The organism is Novosphingobium sp. AAP1 (assembly GCF_001295765.1).
In the GTDB taxonomy this organism is placed as follows: Bacteria; Pseudomonadota; Alphaproteobacteria; order Sphingomonadales; family Sphingomonadaceae; genus Novosphingobium; species Novosphingobium capsulatum.
The window spans coordinates 185,554-204,627 of sequence record NZ_LJHO01000005.1; the positions used below are offsets into that span (position 1 = coordinate 185,554).

Below are 19,074 nucleotides of genomic sequence, written 5' to 3' on the forward strand. Positions count from 1 at the left end.
CGTGGCGTCGGTTCCCGCCGCTGCCAAGGGCGCGCCCCGGCCAATGCGACGAAATGTGCTCTACATCCCACTGGCCGTTGCCGCAGCGGGAACCGTTTCGCCTTGGCGTATCAGGCGGGCAGGCTGGCGAAGGTTCCGGCAACGGCCACTTCGGCCACCGGCTTGCGCCCGCTCGGCGCTTCGCGTTCCTTGAGGAAATCGGGCAGCTTTTCCGGGCTATCCTGGCGGCCGATGGCCACGGCCGCTTCCACGCGCCAGCCTTCGGGCACGCCCAGCACGTCGCGTGCCTTGGCAAAATCGATCCCGGTCATGCCATGGGTGTGATAGCCCAGCGCAGTGGCCTGCAACGCCAGCATGGCCCAGGCCGCGCCAGCGTCAAAGCTGTGGCTGTGATTGGGATTGGCGGTACCATCGTCCTTGCGCATCGATTCGTCCGACACGATGAACACCAGTGCGCCGGCATCCTTGGCCCAGCCCTGGTTGAACGGGATCAGGATGTCGAGGAACGCGGCCCAGTTGGCATCACCGGGCACGGCATAGAGAAACCGCCAGGGCTGATAGTTGAATGCCGAAGGCGCCAGGCCCGCTGCCTCGAATATCACCGCAAGGTCTTCAGCCGGAACGGCGGCGCCGTCAAACGCGCGCGGCGACCAGCGGTCCACGATCAGGGGCAGTACGCGGGGATCGGCAGTGCGGGTGGTCATGGGATCGAATCCTTCTGGGGCAAAAGCGGTGGGGGAATGCGTCGCGTGCTGTCTGGCGGCTTTTGTCCTTTTCTAAAATCCCCATATTTCGGATAAGAATGTTCAGTTTCGTTGAATGGAGTAGCGCGGCATGGATGTGGGCCAGCCCAGCATTGACCAGATCCGCATCTTTCTGGCGGTTGTCGATGAGGGGACGTTCAACGGCGCCGCGCGCCGGCTGGGCCGGGCGATCTCGGTGGTCAGCTATGGCATTGCCAATCTTGAGGCGCAGTTGGGTGTCGTGTTGTTCGACCGCGAGGGATCGCGCAAGCCGCAGTTGACCGATGCCGGCCGCGCCGTGCTGGCCAGCGCGCGTGCCGTGGCCGACGATGTCGATGCGCTGATGGCCCGCGTGCGCGGGCATAACCAGGGGCTCGAGGCCGAATTGACCCTGGCGGTGGACGTCATGTTCCCGACCGAGGCCTTGGCCCATCTGTTGCAGGAATTCCTGGTGGCGTTCCCCACCGTCGATCTGCGCCTGCACGTCGAGGCACTCGGGGCCGTGCCCGGGCAACTGCTCGATGGCCAGGCAGACCTGGCGATCACCGGCGCGGTGCTGGTCGATGATCCCGCACTCGATCGCATCGCCATCGGCGCGGTCGAGCTGGTGCCGGTGGCCGCCCCCGGCCACGCGCTGGCAAGGATGAGCGCGGTGGCGCCGGGCACGGGGCGGCAATATCTCCAGCTCGTCCTCACCGATCGTTCCGCGCTGACCCAGGGACGCGATTTCTCGGTCCTGGCGGCGCGCACCTGGCGGCTGGGCGATCTGGGCGCCAAGCATGCCCTGCTGCGCCAGGGCATCGGCTGGGGCAACATGCCCCGCCATGTCGTGGCCGATGACCTGGCCAGTGGCCGTCTGGTCCACCTCGCCATGCCGGAAGGCGATTGCATCACCTATCCGATCCACGCGCAATGGCGGCGTGACAGCCCGGCCGGGCCGGCGCGCAGCTGGTTGCTGGAACGGCTGCTGGCGCTCGACTGCGCGCGGCAGGCCGGCGCCATCCATGACGGTTTGATGACGCATAATCTGGGGTAGTGCCGCCAAACTGTCATCGAAACGGCATCAATCTGAAACCGCACGGGGCTAGCCGGCGCGTCGCACCATTCCCCCTTTTGCACGGGGGCAAAATCCATGAGGGATTACCATGCGTCGCGTTTCTGCCCTGCTTGCCGGCTGCGCCGTGCTTTTCTCCTGCCCCGCCTTTGCCGCCGACGCTGCCGCGCCCGCGCCTGAATCCGCGCCCGATGCCGCCGCCAATGGCCCGGAAATCGTGGTGCTGGGCACCGGGCAGACCCGCCAGACGCAGGAAATCAAGGCCGCCGACCTGGCGATCCTGGCGTCGGGCACCAGCCCGCTCAAGGCCATTGAAAAGCTGCCCAGCGTCAACTTCCAGTCGGCTGACGCGTTCGGTAACTATGAATGGTCCACCCGCGTCACCATTCGCGGTTTCAACCAGAACCAGCTGGGCTTCACGCTCGACGGCATCCCGCTCGGCAACATGAGCTATGGCAACAACAACGGCCTGCATGTCAGCCGCGCGATCAGCCCGGAAAACATCGGCGTCACCGCCGTCAGCCAGGGTTCGGGCGCGATCGACACGCAGTCGACCAGCAACCTGGGCGGCACGCTGGAATTCAAGTCGATCGATCCGGCCGAACTGCTGCGCGATCACCACGTCGCCATCGATGCCAGCGGTTCCTATGGTTCGTCGGAAACCTGGCGCGGCTTCGGCCGTCTGGCCGTGGGCACGCCCGATGGCGTGCGCGCGTTCGGGTCGTTGCAGTACCAGAACGGCAACAAGTGGAAGGGCGATGGCCAGCAGCGCACGCTGATGACCAACTTCAAGTTCATTGCGCCTGCCGGCCGCATCAACCTGGAAGGCTGGTACAGCTATTCCGACCGCGTCGAGCAGGACTACCAGGATCTCTCGCTCGCGCTGATCGCGCGCCATGGCTACAACTGGGACAACTTCGGCCCGCACCAGTATGCCACGGCCGTGCTTGCCGCCGACGTTGGCGCCAACACCGGCTATACCGGCGTCAAGCCGACCAACCCGGCCGCCGGCACCACCTATCCCGACAACATGATCAACGCCGATGATGCCTATTACGACGCTGCCGGCCTGCGCCGTGACTGGGTCTATGCCTTTGGCGCCAGCGGCCCGCTGAACGATACGATCTCGTTCAACATCAAGTCCTACTATCACCACAATCGCGGCCAGGGCCTGTGGGGCACGCCCTATCTCGCCAGCCCCAGCGGCGTGCCGATGTCGGTGCGCACCACCGAATACGACATCAAGCGCGAAGGCGTGTTCGGCGATTTCGTGGTCGATCTGAACAAGAACAAGCTCACCGTGGGTGGCTGGGCCGAAAACAACGATTTCAACCAGGCACGCCGGTTTTATGGGCTGACCAGCCGCACCGTTCCCGGGATCGACTTCCACCACTTCCTGACCGATCCGTTCGCCACGCAGTGGTACATGGCGTACAACACCACCACGGTGCAGTACTACGTGATGGACGATATCGATCTGGGCGCGCTAAAGATCAATCTCGGCTGGAAGGGCTTTGACGTGATCAATCGCGCGTCCAAGCTGGCGGCGCAGAGCAACCTAGCGGTGGGCCGCCTCGAAGCGCGCGACTGGTTCCAGCCGCACGCTGGCCTCACCTACAAGCTGGGCGGCGGCGCCGAAGTCTTTGCCGGCTTCACCCAGGTGACGCGGGCCTTCACGGCAGACGCCACCTCCAGCCCGTTCTCCACCACCCAGGCCGGCTTCAACCAGATCGCCGCCAATGGCCTCAAGCCCGAACAGTCCGATACCTATGAAGGCGGCCTGCGCGTCAACAACGGGCCGCTCAACGCCGTGCTCGGCGGTTACCTCGTCAACTTCCGCAATCGCCTGCTGACGATCCCCACCTCGGTCGGCATCGTCGGCGCGGCCAACCTCGTGCAGAACGTGGGCAACGTCCGCGCCTATGGCCTGGAAGCGGTGGTGAACTACAAGCTGCCCTACGGCTTCGCGCTGTTCGCTTCCTACAGCTACAACAACAACACCTATCGCGACAACGTGGTGACCGCCAACGGGACGGCGCTCACCGCCGGCAAGACCGTGGTCGACACGCCCAAGCACCTGGCGCGCGGCGAAATCTCGTATGACAGCAATTCGTTCTTCGGGCGCGTTGCGGTCAACTATATGTCCAAGCGCTATTTCACCTACCTCAACGACCAGTCGGTGCCGGGCCGTGCCCTGGTCGATGCCACGCTGGGCTATCGCATCGACGTGGGCCAGCGCACGCCGCTCGAAATCCAGGTCAATGGCACCAACCTGTTCGACAAGAGCTACATCGCCACGATTGGTTCCAACGGCTTCGGCTTCTCGGGCGACAACCAGACCCTGCTGGCCGGTGCGCCGCGTCAGGTCTTCGTGACGCTCAAGGCCGGCTTCTGATCCACCCTGCGCGCGGGGGCCGTGTGCCCCCGCGCGATTCGCCTGATCGGCCCCGCTTCGGTTTGCCCGGAGCGGGGCTTTTTTTGTGCGGACACATTTTGCCATGAACTGCAGGAAATCGCGGTAATCCGCCGATTTTGCTGCGGAAAATGTCAGGTTTTGGTCAAATGTGACAATTCCTGACATGCGCGCGTCACAAAAGTGCAGCCATGCCCACCTAGGGGGTGGCGCGAAGGGGCGTTTGAGCCTCACCAGTGAGGGAAATCCGATGTTGAAGAACACTGTTCGTGCCGGCCTTCTGGCCGGGGCGGGCGCGCTTGCGCTGAACGCCATGCCGGCTTTCGCGGCCGACACTGCACCGGCTGCCGATGCTGCGGCAGAAGCACCGGCAAGCGATGCTTCTGCGGGTGAAAAGGGCCTGACCGAAATCGTGGTCACCGCCACCAAGCGGGAAACCAACCTTCAGAAGACGCCGATCTCGATCAACGTCGTTTCGGCTGAAACGATCAAGGACCGCCACGTCCAGAGCCTGCTCGACCTGGCCGATGGCGCCGTGCCGTCGCTGCGCGTGGCCACCTTCGAAGCGCGCCAGACCGCGCTGACTATCGGCATTCGCGGCATCGTGCCGCTCGACGCCAACCAGCCGGCGCGCGAGCAGGGCGTGGGCGTCTATATCGATGGCGTCTACATGGGCCGCCAGCATGGCCTCAACGCCGCGCTGTTCGACATGGAACGCGTCGAAGTGCTCAAGGGCCCGCAGGGCACCCTGTTCGGCCGCAACACCGAAGGCGGCGCGCTCAGCCTCGTGTCCAAGGCGCCCTCGGGCCAGTTCGGTGGCCGCATCAGCGGCGGCTTTGGCAACTACGGCTCGTACAACGGTGAAATCCACCTCGACCTGCCCGAATACCACAACTTCTCGGTCAAGCTCGATGGCGTGGCCCAGTACCAGGGCGCCACGGTCAAGAACCCGCTGGCGGGCCAGACCGGCTGGAACTATTTCGACCGTCGCGGTGGCCGCATCGCCGTGCGCTGGAAGCCGACAAGCGATATCACCAACGATTTCAGCTATGACAACGGCTGGGACAGCAACTCGCCATTCTACAGCCAGCTGCTCAACAAGAACCCCAACGGCTGCGTTGCCGGCCCGGTTGCCGCCAACAGCAAGTGCGTGGCGCCCGGCACGGCGTTCACCACGCTGACGGGCACCGTCGTGCAGCCGCCCAGCATTGTCGTGGTCAACGGCCAGACGCGCATGAAGGTGGCCGATATCGGCGTGCCGCAGCAGCCCAGCATCGACCGCACCCACGGCTTTACCAACACCCTGAAGTGGAAGGTATCGCCCGAACTCGAACTGCGCTCGATCACCGCATGGCGCGGCGTGACCAGCGAACAGTGGGATAACTCGGGCGGCGCGCACCGCGTGCCGGTCTATGCCGCCAATGCGCCATTCAGCCGCTATTCGCTGGCCAACCTGTGGCAGCACCAGTTCAGCCAGGAACTGCAGGCTGTCGGCTCGGTCGGCATCGTCGATTACGTTGCGGGCGTGTTCTACTTCAACGAGCACGTGTCGGATAACGCCGCCACGCCCAACTCCAACATCTGGAACGCTGACGGCACCGGCTACACCATCAACACCGCCGCGTTGCAAAATCCGTTCGCCTCGATCGACCGTGCATCGGTGGCCAATTCCAAGAGCCTGGCCGGCTACGCCCAGGCGACCGTCAACCCGACCGAGGCACTGCACATCACCGTGGGCGGCCGCTACACCCACGACGAAAAGAAGGGCACGCTGGTCACGTTCCGCAATGCTGCCAATGGCAACACGCTGGACAAGACCTGGAACAAGTTCAATCCGATGGCGACCATCGCCTATGACGTGAACGATGGCCTGCATGTCTATGCTAAGTATGCCACCGGCTATCGCGCTGGCGGTGCATCCTCGCGCTCGCCCACGTATCGCGGGTTCGATCCGGAAAACGTGAAGTCCTATGAAGTCGGCCTCAAGAGCGACTTCTGGGATCACCGCGCCCGGTTCAACATCGCCGGCTACATCATGGACCGCAAGAACAGCCAGGTGGACTTCAACGCGATCTACGTGTCGGGTTCGTCCAACGTCAACGTGCTGGAAACGGTCAATGTCCCCGGTGTGACCAAGATCCGCGGCATCGAAGCCGATCTGACGGTCAAGCCGGTGGAAGGCCTGACGCTGAACGCCTCCTACGCCTATACCTACACCAAGCTGCCGCAGGTGACGAACCCGTTCACCGGCATCACCCAGAACGTCTATGTGGTGTTCACCCCGCGCAACGCGGCGTCGGGCTCGATCGACTATGCCCACCCGATCGGCACCAACGGCGCCGAAGTGCGCCTGCACTTGGATGGCAACTATTCGCAGGCCACCCAGACGTTTGACCAGTATGCCACCAAGAACGACGCTTCGGTGGTATTCAACGGCCGCCTGGCCCTGGCCGACATTCCGGTGTCGAGCACTGGCCAGAAGCTGACGGTGGGTCTGTGGGGTCGCAACCTGTTCAACACCGCCTATGTCTATCGCCGCGATCCGTCGAACTCGCTGCCTGCCTTCGCGGTTGGCACCACGGGCAAGATCGGCGGCGTGCTGGGTGACTACGGCAACTTCAACGCGCCGCGCACCTATGGCCTGGATGCCACGATCAACTTCTGATCGCGCCAGCACACGAAACAAAAGGGGCGGCGGGGAAACCTGCCGCCCCTTTTCGTTACGGTGCAAGGTTTCCACCACCCCCCGACCCCAGGAGGGGGAGCAGGCATAAAAAAGCCCCCTCCTCTTCAGAGGAGGGGGTTGGGGGTGGTGGAAACCTTGCGCAAACCCGGCGCAAACCGCCAGATCAGGCCGCCTGGCGCGCGCCTGCCAGCACCGCTTCATAGCTGGCGAACAGCTCGCGGAAGTGATCGTCCATCGTGCGCGGCGGCGGCAGGTCGGCGCGGGGGCCATCCAGCCCGCTTTCGCGCGCCAGGGCATATTGCGCCACGGCTTCGGTCGCGGCAGCGGCGTTGGCGGATTCGTAAATCCACCCGTTCGACGCGCGCGCCTGGTCGCTGGCGCCGCCCTGGTCGGGCGCGATCAGCGGCAGGCCGCTCGCTCTGGCTTCGGCGGCGACCATGCAGAATGTCTCGGCCTCACAGCCATGCAGCAGGGCATCGGTGCTGGCCATCACGCGGGCCAGTTCGTGGCGCTTGGTGATCGGGGCGAGCACGCGGATATGCGGATTTCCGCCAATGCGCCGCTCGATCGCCTTGCGCTCGCGCCCCTGGCCGGCCAGCACCATGCCCACCGGGCGGCGGTTTCCCGCGGCGGTGACGGCATCGACCAGCATGGGCCAGCGCTTTTCCGGGGCAAAGCGCCCGACGCCCAGCAGCAGCGTGGCATCCTCTGGCAGCTCGCACAGCTCGAGCATGCCCTTGCGCAGCGCCAGATCGCGGAATTCGGGCGAGAAAATGCCGGGGTCGACGCCCATCGGGTTGGTGACCACCCGCGTCAGGCCACCGGCAGTGAGCCGGTCAGACAGGCTGGCGCTGGCGCTGACGATCATGTCATAGCGCTCGTCCAGGCGGCGCAGATGCCGCCAATAGCGCTCGAAAGCCTTGTCGATCGTGGGCCGCGTGGCCACCGGATCGAACCAGCGATAGGCATAGGCCGAGAGCGGATCGGCATGCATGATCAGCGCACGCGGCGCGTGGCCGGGCCAATCGGCAATCACGCTGGCGCTGCGCCAGGGCGACGATGCCTCGACGAAATCCGGCTTTTCCTCGTCCAGCGCGGCATAGAGCGCGGGGATGTCGGAAAACCAGCGATAGTTGAAATCGAGCGGGAACAGCTGGCTCTTCAGCCAGCGGATGCGGCCATTGGGGCCGCGCTCTTCGACATGGTCGCGCTGGCCAGGGGCGATGACGGTAATGTCATGCCCCAGCGCCGCCGCTGCCTTGAGCTTGCGATCGACATAGGTGCGCACCCCGCCGCCCTTGGGGGCGTAGAATGCGCTAACATCGACAAGCTTCATCACGCGCCCTTGAGTGGCCCCACCGACATCAGACCGTTACGGTAGTTCATCACGATCCGCAACGTGGTCGGTCCGTTTCCAGCCGAAACGGTGGCGCTGGCCGCCTTGGGCTTGGACCAGCCCAGGCGGGGGTTGCCGGAAAAGCCGATGCCGTCGCGCTGCCAGTTGAACTTGCGGTTGCCGTCGCGGTCATGCAGCACCGAAACGGTGTATTGGCCAGGGCCGGGCAGGCGCACGCACAGGCGTGGCGTGGGTTCGGCCGGGGTGTTGACCTCCACGCGGCGAAACGTCTTGCCCGCGCCGACCAGCACGTTGTCGTCGGCCAGGAAATCGCTGTCGTTGGCCGGATAGACTTCCAGCTTGAGCTTGCCGGTGTGGTCCTTCAGGCCCAGGATATCGACCATGAACGAGGGGCCATGCTCGCCAGGGCGGCATTGGCCTTCGGCCTTGCCGAGATCGGGGGTGGACGGCGGCAGCGGGCCGGCGCCCCCCAGCAGCAGGGCGGCGGGAATGACTGCGACAGGTGCCAGCAGGGCCAGCTTCTTCACGCGTTCTTCTCCTTCTGCACGAGATCCAGCAGCATCAGACCGATGAACAGGATCACGTGTGTGGCAACGATCAGCATCGATATCATCGCGATCATGACATCAGTCTGAACTCCCTTGCCCACGATCAGCGGCGTGATGCCGGCAAACGCGATATCCTTATTGGGGATGAAGGGAAGGCGTGCCACCAGCAGGCGGATGGTGGAAAAGAGGATCCAGGTGCCGATCGACACCTCGGGCAGGATCAGGTGCCAGGACAAGGCGGTAAAGCCCATGCCGGCGGCGATGCGCAGGCAGTGGACCATGAAGACGAACCACAACGAGCGGCCCGAAAGGCTGAAAATGCCCTTGCGCAGGAACGTGATGACCAGCGACGTCGCCAGGGCAAAGGCGATGGCCGAAACGATCAGCCAGGTGTTCTGGCCGAAATCGACCCGCCCGCTGACATACCAGGTAATGCCCATCATCAGAATCGTGATGATGTTGCCGGCCAGCGCCGAAAGGATCGCCACGTCCTTCACCGCGCCAAAGGGCGAGCCCTCCATCTTCACATGGCGGCGCGCCCAGTCGTAGAAATAGACTTCCCCGACATAGCCCAGCAGCAGTTCGTTGCCGACCAGCTTCTTGAGCAGCGGCGCCAGGCCCGAAAACGGGATGCCCCACAGCTTGCGGAAGATCACCCAGTCGGCCACCGGCCCGGCGAAATAGCTGGCGGCCAGCACCAGCCAGATCAGCGGGGAGCGCGGGATGATCGATACCACCATCAGCCAGTTGAGCTGGCGCAGCTGCCACAGCACGGCGCACAGGATCGCCACCGAAACGGCGGGGCCCAGATAGGCGCTCCATTTGCGCAGGCCGCTGGCTTGGGGAGCGGTCTCGGGAATCGCGGGTGTCGTCATCGTTTCTCGTTCAGGCCCGGGCGCGGCGTTACAGCGAACATGGTCGCCGCGCTATCCGCTTTCTGCGGGTTGGCGTGCGCGACGGGTTCGCCCGTGCCGGGCAGCGGGTGATCAGCCATGGGCCAGTCGCTGCATTTCAACGACATAGCTTTGGGCGGCAATTTCCACAGTAAAACGGCGCGCCTGGGCGCGGGCGGCGGCCGAATCGAACGGCAGGCTGGTGATGCGATCCATCGCCGCGGCCAGCGCCGCGGCATCGCGCACCGGCACGAGCAGGCCAAAGCGGCCCTGGCCGAGCAGATCGCCCATGCTCACGCTGCATGTCGTCGCTACCACCGGCAGCCCGGCGGCCAGCGCCTCGGGCACCACGGCGGGCACACCTTCATAATCGGATGACATGACCAGCGCATCGGCGCCAAGCAGCGCGGCGGACACCGGATTGACATGGCCGGGCAGATCGACCCGATCGGCAATGCCCAGACTGCGGGCGAGGGCTTCCAGGGTCTTGCGCGCCGATCCTTCGCCCAGGATGGTCAACCGATCATCGCCCCGCGCGATCTGGGCAAAGGCGCGCAGCAGCAGCGGAAAGTTCTTTTGCGCCGCCAGCCGGCCGATCGCCAGGAAGCGGCGCCCGCCGGCCGCATCGCGCGGCGGGCGGGGCAGGGCTTCGAGGTGGGCGATCTGCGCTTCGTCGAGCGCGGGGTCATCGATGATCGCGACGCGTTCGGGCGGCGCGCGCATCAGCGTTTCCAGTTCGGCCCGCATCGGCGCGGCCATGCCCACCAGGCGATCGAGCATGCGGCCCTGGATCTTGAGCCACAGGCGATAGAACGGCCGCGCCGGGGCGGGCAGATCGGCCCGCGACAGATCGTTGCTGATCTTGGCCAGGATCGGCGGGCAGCGCTTGCCCAGCAGCAGCCGCATGGTCACGGCCACCACGGTATAGGAATTGCCCGCGCAAAACAGCACATCGGGGCGGTGGCGGCGGATCGCGCCCGGCAGGCGCAGCATCATCCACAGCGTTTCCCAGGCGGCGGTGGGGACGCCATGGCTATCGAACACATCGGCCTCAAGCCCCGGCCATTCGCCGCGCATCGCGCCCTGAGTGCGGCCCAGCACCAGGCGCGCATCGACGCCCTGCGCCAGCCAGGCGCGGTGCAGGCGCAGCGCCACGCGCTCCACCCCGCCCGGCTCGAAGCTGTGCAGGAAGGTCAGAACGCGCAAGGGTCGTTGCGTGGTCGCGGTCAAAACAGGCTCGTCGGGCCGGTCAGGCTGGCATAGCGCGCGGGTTCGTGGCTCTTGGCAAAGCGTGCCAGCGTGGCATCGATCGAGCGCAGCAGGGCAGGCACCGTAGTATCGCCGGGATGCACCGCCACGCGCACCGTCCGCGTCAGCGGCAGTGCCTGGCGGGCCAGGGCGGAAAACCACAGCGAAGAGCGGATGCGCGCCTTGCTGCGGCTGGCCCAGGTGATCACGGGCCCCTTGGCCAGTACTTCGCCGCTTTGCGGGCGCCACACCTTCATGTGGTCTTCGGCCAGGGCAAAGCCCAGGTCGGCCATGGCCTGGTGCGCGCCGGGGCCATAGAGCCAGGCCGGCGCGATGAAGCCGGTTACCGGGCGGCCGAGAATGTCTTCGACCAGAGCCTTGCCCTGCGCCATGCGGGCCAGCGCCTCGGCATAGGGCAGGTTGAGGAATTCACCCTCGCCGGCGGTCATGTGCTTGCCCTTGAAGCCGGCCAGGCCTTGCTCTGCAGGGGTTTCGTCCTTGTGGCACCAGCCGTGCAGGAACATCTCGATGCCCATGTCGGCCCATTGCCGCAGCCGCGCCTGGAACGCGGCATTGCCCGCGAGCGGCGCGCTGCGCCAGTGATCCGGGATCACCAGCATGGCAAACTTGCCCGTGCCGAGATGGCCGGACAGGCGCTCTGCCAGGGCATCGACCTGCGCTTCGAAACGCGGGCTGACATCGTGGATCGAGGCCAGCAGGCGCTTGCGCGGCGCATCGGGAATCGCTGGTGTTGTCATGCCGGAAACGCTCGTGATCCCTTTTGTCTCGGCGCCAAGGCCCCCCTTGCACCGGCCCATGGGCCTGTCGCAAATGGCGGGAAAATGCAACCGGGTTCCGGTGCTTTGCCACCGGGCGCAAAACGCTGTCGCTTCATCGCCAGGTTATTGTCTATCGCGAAGATTGAGTTATCTCTTGTTCATGTCGGGACGTAAACCGAGTCGACCGGCCGCTTCCTTGGTGGGAGAACTTGTATGGCCCATGAACATGCCTTTAGCCGCACTGCCGATCCGATCATCCTGACCGTGCCGGGGCTGGACAATTCCGGTCCTGATCACTGGCAAACCATTTGGGAACAGACACTTCCCGATTGCCACCGGGTTGACCTCGGGCTGTGGAACGATCCGCACCGCAACACCTGGGTCAACAAGCTGGCCCTGGCGATACAGCGGGCCCACGAAGGGGCCGGGCGCCCCGTCGTGCTGGTGGCGCACAGCCTGGGTTGCCTGGCCGTGGCCTGGTGGGCGGAATATGAACGCTTGGCCAATGGCCCGCGCCAGATGCCGGTGATTGGCGCTTTGCTGGTGGCGCCGCCCGATGTGGAAGACGGGGTGAAAGACCGCCGCCTGACCCGCTTTGCCCCGGTGCCCGAAACCGAACTGCCGTTCCCCGCGATCGTGGTGGGCAGCCGCGATGATCGCTATGCCACACCCGGGGCCACGCGCCGCCTGGCCCAACGCTGGGGCGCGCGCTTTGCCGATGCCGGCGCTGCCGGGCATATCAATGCGCAATCGGGCCTGGGTGAGTGGGCGTTCGGCCGCCTGCTGCTCAACCGCCTGCTGCCCCGCGCGCTGTCGCTTGATGATGGCCGGGCCACTTATGTGCCCACGCCGCGCCGCTTCGTCGATCCGGCCTTGCGCCGCCTGGGGGCCTGACAAGGCGTTCAATCTCCCCTCCTCTTCAGAGGAGGGGTTGGGGGTGGTGCGAAGCCTTGTGCAAGGTGTCCACCACCCCCCGACCCCCTCCTCTAAAGAGGATGGGGAGGACAAATTTCTATGATCCGTTCGCCCTGAGCTTGTCGAAGGGCCCCTCAGCCCAACGCTACCCCCTCGGTCCGGCTCACCCGAAAACCGGGCCGCGCATGATCGGGCGCACGCCATTGCCCCCCCGGCGTCGCCGGGTCTTCCCATCGCCCGCCGTCCATCGCCGCGCCGTCGAGCGCCAGCCATTGCCCGTCTTCGGGAAAGCGCGCCATGTCGCCCTGCCTGGCGGCAGAAAGCCGCGCTACGAAATCCTCAAGATCCCGATCGCGCGCCTGCCAGTCGATCCATGACAGCGGATTGTCCTGGGAATAGGCATTGTTGTTGCCTTGCTGGCTGCGGCCAAACTCGTCACCGGCGGTCAGCATGATCGTGCCTGTTGACGCAAACAGCGTGCCCAGCAGCGCGCGCTGGGCCGCCTGGCGCCGCGCCAGCACGGCGGGATCGTCGCTTGGGCCTTCAACGCCATTGTTCCACGAATAGTTGTCGTCGTGCCCGTCGCGGTTGTTTTCGCCGTTGGCCTCGTTGTGCTTGTGGGCAAAGGCGACGCAGTCGGCCAGGGTAAAGCCATCGTGCGCCGCCAGGAAATTGACGCTGCGGCACGGCATGCTTTCACACGGGCCAAACACGTCGGCCGAGCCGGCCAGCCGCGTGGCGAGGGCGCCCAGTGTTCCATCGCCGCGCCAGAACCGCCGCACATCATCGCGAAAGCGGTCGTTCCATTCCAGCCAGTTGGCCGGAAACTGGCCGAGTTGATAGCCGCCCGGCCCGATGTCCCACGGTTCGGCAATCAGCACGCGGTCTGCCAGCAGCGGATCGGCGGCGATCTCGGCAAAGATCGGGGCATCGGCGGCAAAGCCGGGACCGCGCGCCATGATCGGCGCCAGATCGAAGCGGAAGCCATCGACGCCGGCATGGGCCACGAAATGGCGCAGCGTATCGATCGTCAACTGGCGGACGTGGGGCTGCGCGAAATCGAGCGTGTTGCCGCAGCCGGTATCGTTGATCAGGCTGCCATCCGCAGCATGGCCATAGGCGGCGTTGTCTAGCCCGCGCAGGCTGACAATCGGCCCGGCCACGTCGCTTTCGCCAGTGTGGTTGAACACCAGGTCAAGGATTGTGCCGATGCCTGCGGCGCGCAGAGCGGCGACGGTGTCGCGCAGTTCGGCGATCCCGCCCGGGCACAGCCCCGGATCGAGCGCCATGAATGCCACCGGGTTATAGCCCCAGGCATTGCGCAGGCCGAGTGGGGGCAGGTGGCGCTCGTCTATCCATGCCACGATCGGCATCAGTTCCACCGCGTTGATGCCCAGCTTGACGAGGTGCGCCAGCACGGCGGGCTGCGCCAGCGCGGCCACCGTGCCGCGCAGATGCGCCGGCACATCGGGGTGCAGCATGGTAAAGGCGCGCACGTTCAGTTCATAGATCAGCCCGCCCGGCGCAAACAGCGGCGGGGCAGGGGGCACGGTAGGCAGGTCTCCCGTCACGATCGCCTTTGGCACCAGCGCGGCGGTATCGGCGCCAAAGGTGGAAAGGGCCGGATCATAGACAAAGCGCTGGTCCAGTTCGACGGCATGGGGATCAACCAGCAGCTTGGCTTGATCGAACCACAGCCCGCGTTCGGGCGCCCATTCCCCATCGGCACGATAGCCATAGCGCGTGCCGGCGTGATTGCCCGCCAGGGTCAGCGTCCAATCGTCGCCCGCGCGTACCATGGCATGGCGCGTTTCGGCGCCTTGCGCATCGAACAGGCACAGCCACACCGCATCGGCCAGCGGCGCGCGCACCCGCCAGGCCGTGCCGGCAGGGACAGGGTGCGCGCCGTGGTCCATCAGGTGATCACGTCGGGGGCGGTGCGGCCGGTGTGGGCGACGATGCCGGCCACGGCATCGGCTGCGGCAATCAGGTCGGCCAGCATGTCGCTGGTTTCACGGTCAAGATAGCCGTCCGCCGGCTCATAGCGTTCGAGATAGACGCGCAGCGTCGCCCCTTCGGTGCCGGTGCCCGACAGGCGGAAGACGATGCGCGATCCGCCTTCGAACAGCACGCGCAGGCCCTGGTTGGCGCTGGTGCTGCCATCGACGGGATCGAGATAGGAAAAGCTGTCTGCCGTGGCGACAGTCAGCGGGCCAAAGCTTTGCCCCGGCAGGCTGGCGAGCTTGCCGTTCAGCGCCGCCATCAGGGCATCGGCCTGCTCGGTCGGCAGCCCTTCATAATCGTGGCGGGCATAATAGTTGCGGCCATACTTGGCCCAGTGCTCGCGTGCCAGTTCGTCCACGCTGATCTTACGCACGGCCAGGATATTGAGCCACAGCAGCACGGCCCACAGGCCGTCCTTCTCGCGCACATGGTCCGATCCGGTGCCAGCGCTTTCCTCGCCGCAGATCGTCGCCATGCCGGCGTCGAGCAGGTTGCCGAAGAACTTCCAGCCCGTGGGGGTCTCATAGGCGGGGATGCCAAGCGCCTCGGCCACGCGATCGGCCGCCGCGCTGGTCGGCATCGAGCGGGCGATCCCGGCCAGGCCCCGGGCATAGCCAGGCGCGAGGTGGGCATTGGCGGCCAGCATGGCCAGGCTGTCGGACGGGGTGATGAAACGGCCCTTGCCGACGATCAGGTTGCGATCGCCATCGCCATCCGATGCCGCGCCGAAATCGGGCGCATCGGGGCCGAACATGGCATCGAACAGCGCCTTGGCATGGACCATGTTGGGATCAGGGTGATGCCCGCCGAAATCCTCCAGCGGCACGCCGTGGCGCACCGTGCCGGGCGCAAAGCCCAGCCGCTTTTCCAGGATTTCCGTGGCATAGGGGCCGGTCACGGCATGCATGGCATCGAATGCCATGGTCAGGCCATCGGCCACGGCAGCGCGGATCGCGGCAAAATCGAACAGCGTTTCCATCAGGTCGGCATAGTCAGCCACCGGATCGATCACCGAGACCTGGCACCCGCCCACGTCGACGCTGCCGCAGGTGTCGAGGTCGATGTCAGCGGCGTCCACCGCCAGCCAGCGGTCGATCGTCTGCGTGCGGGCATAGATCGCCTCGGTCACGCCTTCGGGCGCCGGGCCGCCATTGGCGATGTTGTACTTGATGCCGAAATCCTCGTCCGGCCCGCCGGGGTTGTGGCTGGCCGAAAGGATCAGGCCGCCGCTTGCCTTGTAGCGGCGGATCACGTTGCTTGCGGCCGGCGTGGAGAGGATGCCGCCCTGGCCGACCAGCACCTGGCCATAGCCATTGGCGGCGGCCATGCGGATCGCCTGCTGGATCACCGTGCGGTTGTGGTAGCGCCCGTCGCCACCGATCACCAAGGTGCTGCCGGGCGCACGCTCCACCACATCGAACACCGCCTGGATGAAGTTTTCGGCATAGTTGGGCTGAGCAAACACGCGCACTTTCTTGCGCAGGCCCGATGTGCCCGGCTTCTGCCCGGCATAGGGCGTGGTCTGGTGGGTGGTGATCGTCATTCTGCCCCCGCAAGTTGGCGATAGAGCGCAGCATAGGCGTGCCCGCTGCGCTTCCATGAAAAGTCCGTCTTCATGCCTGTTCGCTGCATCTGCGTCCAGACATCACGCTGGCCATAAAGGGCAATCGTGCGCGTTATCGCATCTGCGAAAGAAGGATAGGTGACGCCGTGGAACGTCACCCCAGTGGCCGCCTGGCCGTTGATCGCCGCCAGGTTGGCATCCACCACGGTATCGGCCAGGCCCCCGGTATGCGCCACCACCGGCACGCAGCCATAGGCCAGGCCATAAAGCTGCGTGAGGCCGCAAGGTTCGAACCGGCTGGGCACCAGGATCGCGTCGCCGCCGCCCTGCATGCGGTGCGATAGCGCCTCGTCATAGCCGATGCGCAAGCTGACGCGCCCGGGATGGCGCGCAGCGGCGGCATGCAGGCCGGCCTCCATCGCCGGATCGCCCGCGCCAAGCAGCGCCAGCCGCCCGCCCAGGCCGACCAGATGGTCGATCACTTCCAGCAGCACGTCGATGCCCTTCTGCCAGGTCAGCCGGGTGACGCACACGAACAGCGGCCCATCGCCCTGTTCCAGATGGAACTCCCGCTCCAGCGCGCGCTTGTTGGCGGCACGCCGGGCGAGCGAGCGCCAGGAATAGGTCTGCAGCAGGTGCTGGTCGGTTTCAGGGTTCCACACCGCCGGATCGATGCCGTTGACGATGCCGTGCACGCGATCGCCCTTGGTGGCGATCAGGCCTTCCAGCCCCATGCCAAAGGCAGGATCGCGGATCTCGCGGGCATAGGTCGGGCTCACCGTGGTGATCGCGCTGGCGCTTTCCAGCCCGGCTTTGAGGAAGCCCACGCCGCCGTGGTATTCCACGCCGTCGATCGCCCAGGCCCACGAGGGCAGCCCCATCAGGGCAAAGATATCGGCGCCATAATAGCCCTGGAACGCCATGTTGTGGATGGTCATGACCGAAGGGATCGCCGTGCCGGCGGGGGCAAAGCGCATATAGGCCGGGGCCATCGCCGCCTGCCAATCGTGCGCGTGGGCAAGATCGAAGGCCAGGCCTTTCACCGCGCCGCCCGCCACATCGGCAGCCGCGCGGCCAAACGCGGCAAAGCGGCGCCAGTTGTCACCCCAGTCGCGCCCGGCGAGATCGGCATAGGGGCCGCCGTCGCGGGCAAACAGGTTGGGGCTGTCGACCACCAGCAGCGGATGGCTGCCCAGCTTGCCCGCCAGCAGCCGGGCCGGCTCGCCCAGCAGGCTGTCCCACTGGTGGATCGCCTTGGCCTTGCCCAGCGCCTTGGTCACGGCGGGATAGCCCGGCAGGATCGTGGTCATCGCCACGCCATGCGGCGCCACGGCATCGGGCAGGGCGCCCGCCACATCGGCCAGCCCCCCGGTTTTGATCAGTGGCACCGCTTCGGATGCAATGGAAAGAACGCGCAAGGTCATTCCAGTCTCCCCGGCCAGCCAGCCGGTCTTAAGGCATCTTTGGTCCTGTCCTTCGTCACCCCCGGACCTGTTCCGAGGTCCAGCTTGCGGCCTTTGCCGGAACAAGCGGAAAGAAGCGGGGCCCCGGATCAAGTTCGGGGCGACGACAGGTTGTGTTACCGTTGTTGGCGCTAAACCAGCTTGTCGATCATCGCCTTGGTGATGAGGCAGACACCGTTGTCGGTGCGGCGAAACCGCCGCGCGTCCAGTTCGGGATCTTCGCCCACTACCAGCCCTTCGGGAATGCGCACGCCCGAATCCAGGATCACCCGGCTAAGCTTGGCACCGCGGCCGATGTTGCAATAGGGCAGGATCACGCCTTCCTCCACGCTGGAGAATGACCCCATCTTGACCCCGGTGAACAGCAGGCTGCGCTTGGCCAGCGCGCCCGAAACGATGCAATCCTGGCTGATCAGCGAGGAAATCGCCATGCCGCGCCGGCCTTCCTCGTCGTGCACGAACTTGGCCGGGGCGGCGATGATCTGGTCGGTCCAGATCGGCCACTCGCGATCGTACATGTTGAGCTTGGGCACCGTGTCGGTCAGGTCGAGGTTAGCCTCGAAATAGGCGTCGAGCGTGCCCACGTCGCGCCAGTATTCCTCGATCTCGTCGGCCGCGCGGATGCAGCTGTTACTGAAGCGGTGGGCCACCGCCTTGCCGTGCTTGACGATGTAGGGGATGATATCGCCGCCGAAATCGCGGTTCGAGCCTGGCGTTGCCGCATCGCGGCGCAACTGGTCGAACAGGAATTCGGTCTCGAACACATAGATGCCCATCGATGCCAGGGCATGGTCCGGATCGCCGGGGATGGTCGGCGGATCGGCCGGCTTTTCGACAAAGCTGGTGATCACGCTGTCTTCGTCCACGCCCATCACGCCAAAGCCGGTCGCCTCGGCCTTGGGCACCACCAGGCAGCCCACGGTCACATCGGCCCCCGAATTGACGTGCTGCTGCAGCATCAATTCGTAGTCCATCTTGTAGATGTGGTCGCCCGCCAGGATCACCATGTGCTTGGGCGCATGGGCCTGGATGATGTCGATGTTCTGATAGACCGCGTCGGCCGTGCCTTCATACCACAACAGCTCGGAAATGCGCTGCGAGGCGGGCAGGATGTCAAAGCTTTCGTTGCGTTCCGGGCGCATGAAGTTCCACGCGCGGTTCATGTGCCGGATCAGCGAGTGCGCCTTGTATTGCGTCGCTACGCCGATGCGGCGAATGCCCGAATTGATCGCGTTCGACAGGGCAAAGTCGATGATCCGGCTGACCCCGCCGAAATAGACGGCCGGCTTGGCGCGGTTGTCGGTCAGTTCCTTCAACCGGCTGCCGCGTCCGCCAGCCAGGACATAGGCCATGGCATCGCGAGCCAGGGGTTGCCCATAGGTTTTGCGCATCCGTTCCTCCTGGCCG

At 65.6% G+C, this 19,074-nt stretch carries 15 protein-coding genes; 4 read left to right on the forward strand and 11 right to left on the reverse strand.

The features are described 5' to 3' along the window. Positions 1-110: 110 nt before the first annotated feature. Positions 111-704: a nitroreductase family protein gene (locus IP65_RS12675; protein WP_022677365.1), complete on the reverse strand. Its 594-nt coding sequence runs from the start codon at positions 702-704 to the stop codon at positions 111-113. Between the two features lie 130 nt (positions 705-834). On the opposite strand from IP65_RS12675, the gene IP65_RS12680 reads away from it, so the two are divergent. The 3 genes from IP65_RS12680 to IP65_RS12690 all read left to right on the forward strand — a co-directional run bounded on the left by IP65_RS12680 (position 835) and on the right by IP65_RS12690 (position 6,875). Beyond that, positions 835-1,779, forward strand: a complete 945-nt coding sequence (locus IP65_RS12680; protein ID WP_054131962.1) for a LysR family transcriptional regulator — start codon at positions 835-837, stop codon at positions 1,777-1,779. Positions 1,780-1,888: 109 nt separating this feature from the next. Continuing rightward, positions 1,889-4,192, forward strand: a complete 2,304-nt coding sequence (locus tag IP65_RS12685; protein ID WP_022677367.1) for a TonB-dependent receptor — start codon at positions 1,889-1,891, stop codon at positions 4,190-4,192. Between the two features lie 268 nt (positions 4,193-4,460). Beyond that, positions 4,461-6,875, forward strand: coding sequence for a TonB-dependent receptor (locus IP65_RS12690; RefSeq protein ID WP_022677368.1), 2,415 nt, complete (start codon positions 4,461-4,463; stop codon positions 6,873-6,875). Positions 6,876-7,059: 184 nt separating this feature from the next. On the opposite strand, the gene IP65_RS12695 is transcribed toward IP65_RS12690, so the two are convergent. The 6 genes from IP65_RS12695 to IP65_RS12715 are packed head-to-tail and all read right to left on the reverse strand — an operon-like array spanning position 7,060 to position 11,700. Further along, positions 7,060-8,232: a glycosyltransferase gene (locus IP65_RS12695; RefSeq protein ID WP_022677369.1), complete on the reverse strand. Its 1,173-nt coding sequence runs from the start codon at positions 8,230-8,232 to the stop codon at positions 7,060-7,062. Beyond that, the gene (locus IP65_RS12700) at positions 8,232-8,780 is read right to left on the reverse strand and encodes a DUF2141 domain-containing protein (protein ID WP_022677370.1); all 549 of its coding nucleotides are present in this window, start codon (positions 8,778-8,780) and stop codon (positions 8,232-8,234) included. The genes IP65_RS12695 and IP65_RS12700 overlap by 1 nt, the downstream gene beginning before the upstream one ends. Beyond that, the gene (locus IP65_RS12705) at positions 8,777-9,676 is read right to left on the reverse strand and encodes a hypothetical protein (protein WP_054131963.1); all 900 of its coding nucleotides are present in this window, start codon (positions 9,674-9,676) and stop codon (positions 8,777-8,779) included. Before IP65_RS12705 ends, IP65_RS12700 begins: the two co-directional genes overlap by 4 nt. Then, positions 9,673-9,795, reverse strand: coding sequence for a hypothetical protein (locus tag IP65_RS22125; protein ID WP_255352205.1), 123 nt, complete (start codon positions 9,793-9,795; stop codon positions 9,673-9,675). Before IP65_RS22125 ends, IP65_RS12705 begins: the two co-directional genes overlap by 4 nt. Beyond that, positions 9,788-10,900 carry a glycosyltransferase gene (locus IP65_RS12710; RefSeq protein ID WP_169041255.1) on the reverse strand — a complete coding sequence of 371 codons (1,113 nt, stop codon included), beginning with the start codon at positions 10,898-10,900 and terminating at the stop codon, positions 9,788-9,790. The genes IP65_RS22125 and IP65_RS12710 overlap by 8 nt, the downstream gene beginning before the upstream one ends. Before the next feature lie 20 nt (positions 10,901-10,920). Continuing rightward, entirely contained in the window at positions 10,921-11,700 is a 780-nt protein-coding gene (locus IP65_RS12715) for a DUF2334 domain-containing protein (RefSeq protein WP_022677371.1), read from the reverse strand. A 234-nt stretch (positions 11,701-11,934) separates the two neighbouring features. Between IP65_RS12715 and IP65_RS12720 the strand changes: the two genes are divergently transcribed. Further along, positions 11,935-12,615 carry an alpha/beta hydrolase gene (locus tag IP65_RS12720; protein ID WP_022677372.1) on the forward strand — a complete coding sequence of 227 codons (681 nt, stop codon included), beginning with the start codon at positions 11,935-11,937 and terminating at the stop codon, positions 12,613-12,615. 155 nt (positions 12,616-12,770) lie between these two features. On the opposite strand, the gene glgX is transcribed toward IP65_RS12720, so the two are convergent. The 4 genes from glgX to glgC form a co-directional block, all read right to left on the reverse strand. Further along, complete coding sequence (gene glgX, locus IP65_RS12725) at positions 12,771-14,552, reverse strand: glycogen debranching protein GlgX (RefSeq protein WP_054131965.1); 1,782 nt, start codon at positions 14,550-14,552, stop codon at positions 12,771-12,773. Then, positions 14,552-16,183 (reverse strand): alpha-D-glucose phosphate-specific phosphoglucomutase, encoded by a 1,632-nt coding sequence (locus IP65_RS12730; protein WP_022677374.1) that lies wholly within the window; start codon positions 16,181-16,183, stop codon positions 14,552-14,554. Before IP65_RS12730 ends, glgX begins: the two co-directional genes overlap by 1 nt. After that, positions 16,180-17,628: a glycogen synthase GlgA gene (gene glgA / locus IP65_RS12735; RefSeq protein ID WP_022677375.1), complete on the reverse strand. Its 1,449-nt coding sequence runs from the start codon at positions 17,626-17,628 to the stop codon at positions 16,180-16,182. Before glgA ends, IP65_RS12730 begins: the two co-directional genes overlap by 4 nt. A gap of 170 nt (positions 17,629-17,798) precedes the next feature. Further along, the gene (glgC, locus tag IP65_RS12740; protein ID WP_028658151.1) at positions 17,799-19,058 is read right to left on the reverse strand and encodes a glucose-1-phosphate adenylyltransferase; all 1,260 of its coding nucleotides are present in this window, start codon (positions 19,056-19,058) and stop codon (positions 17,799-17,801) included. Between the last annotated feature and the right edge of the window lie 16 nt (positions 19,059-19,074).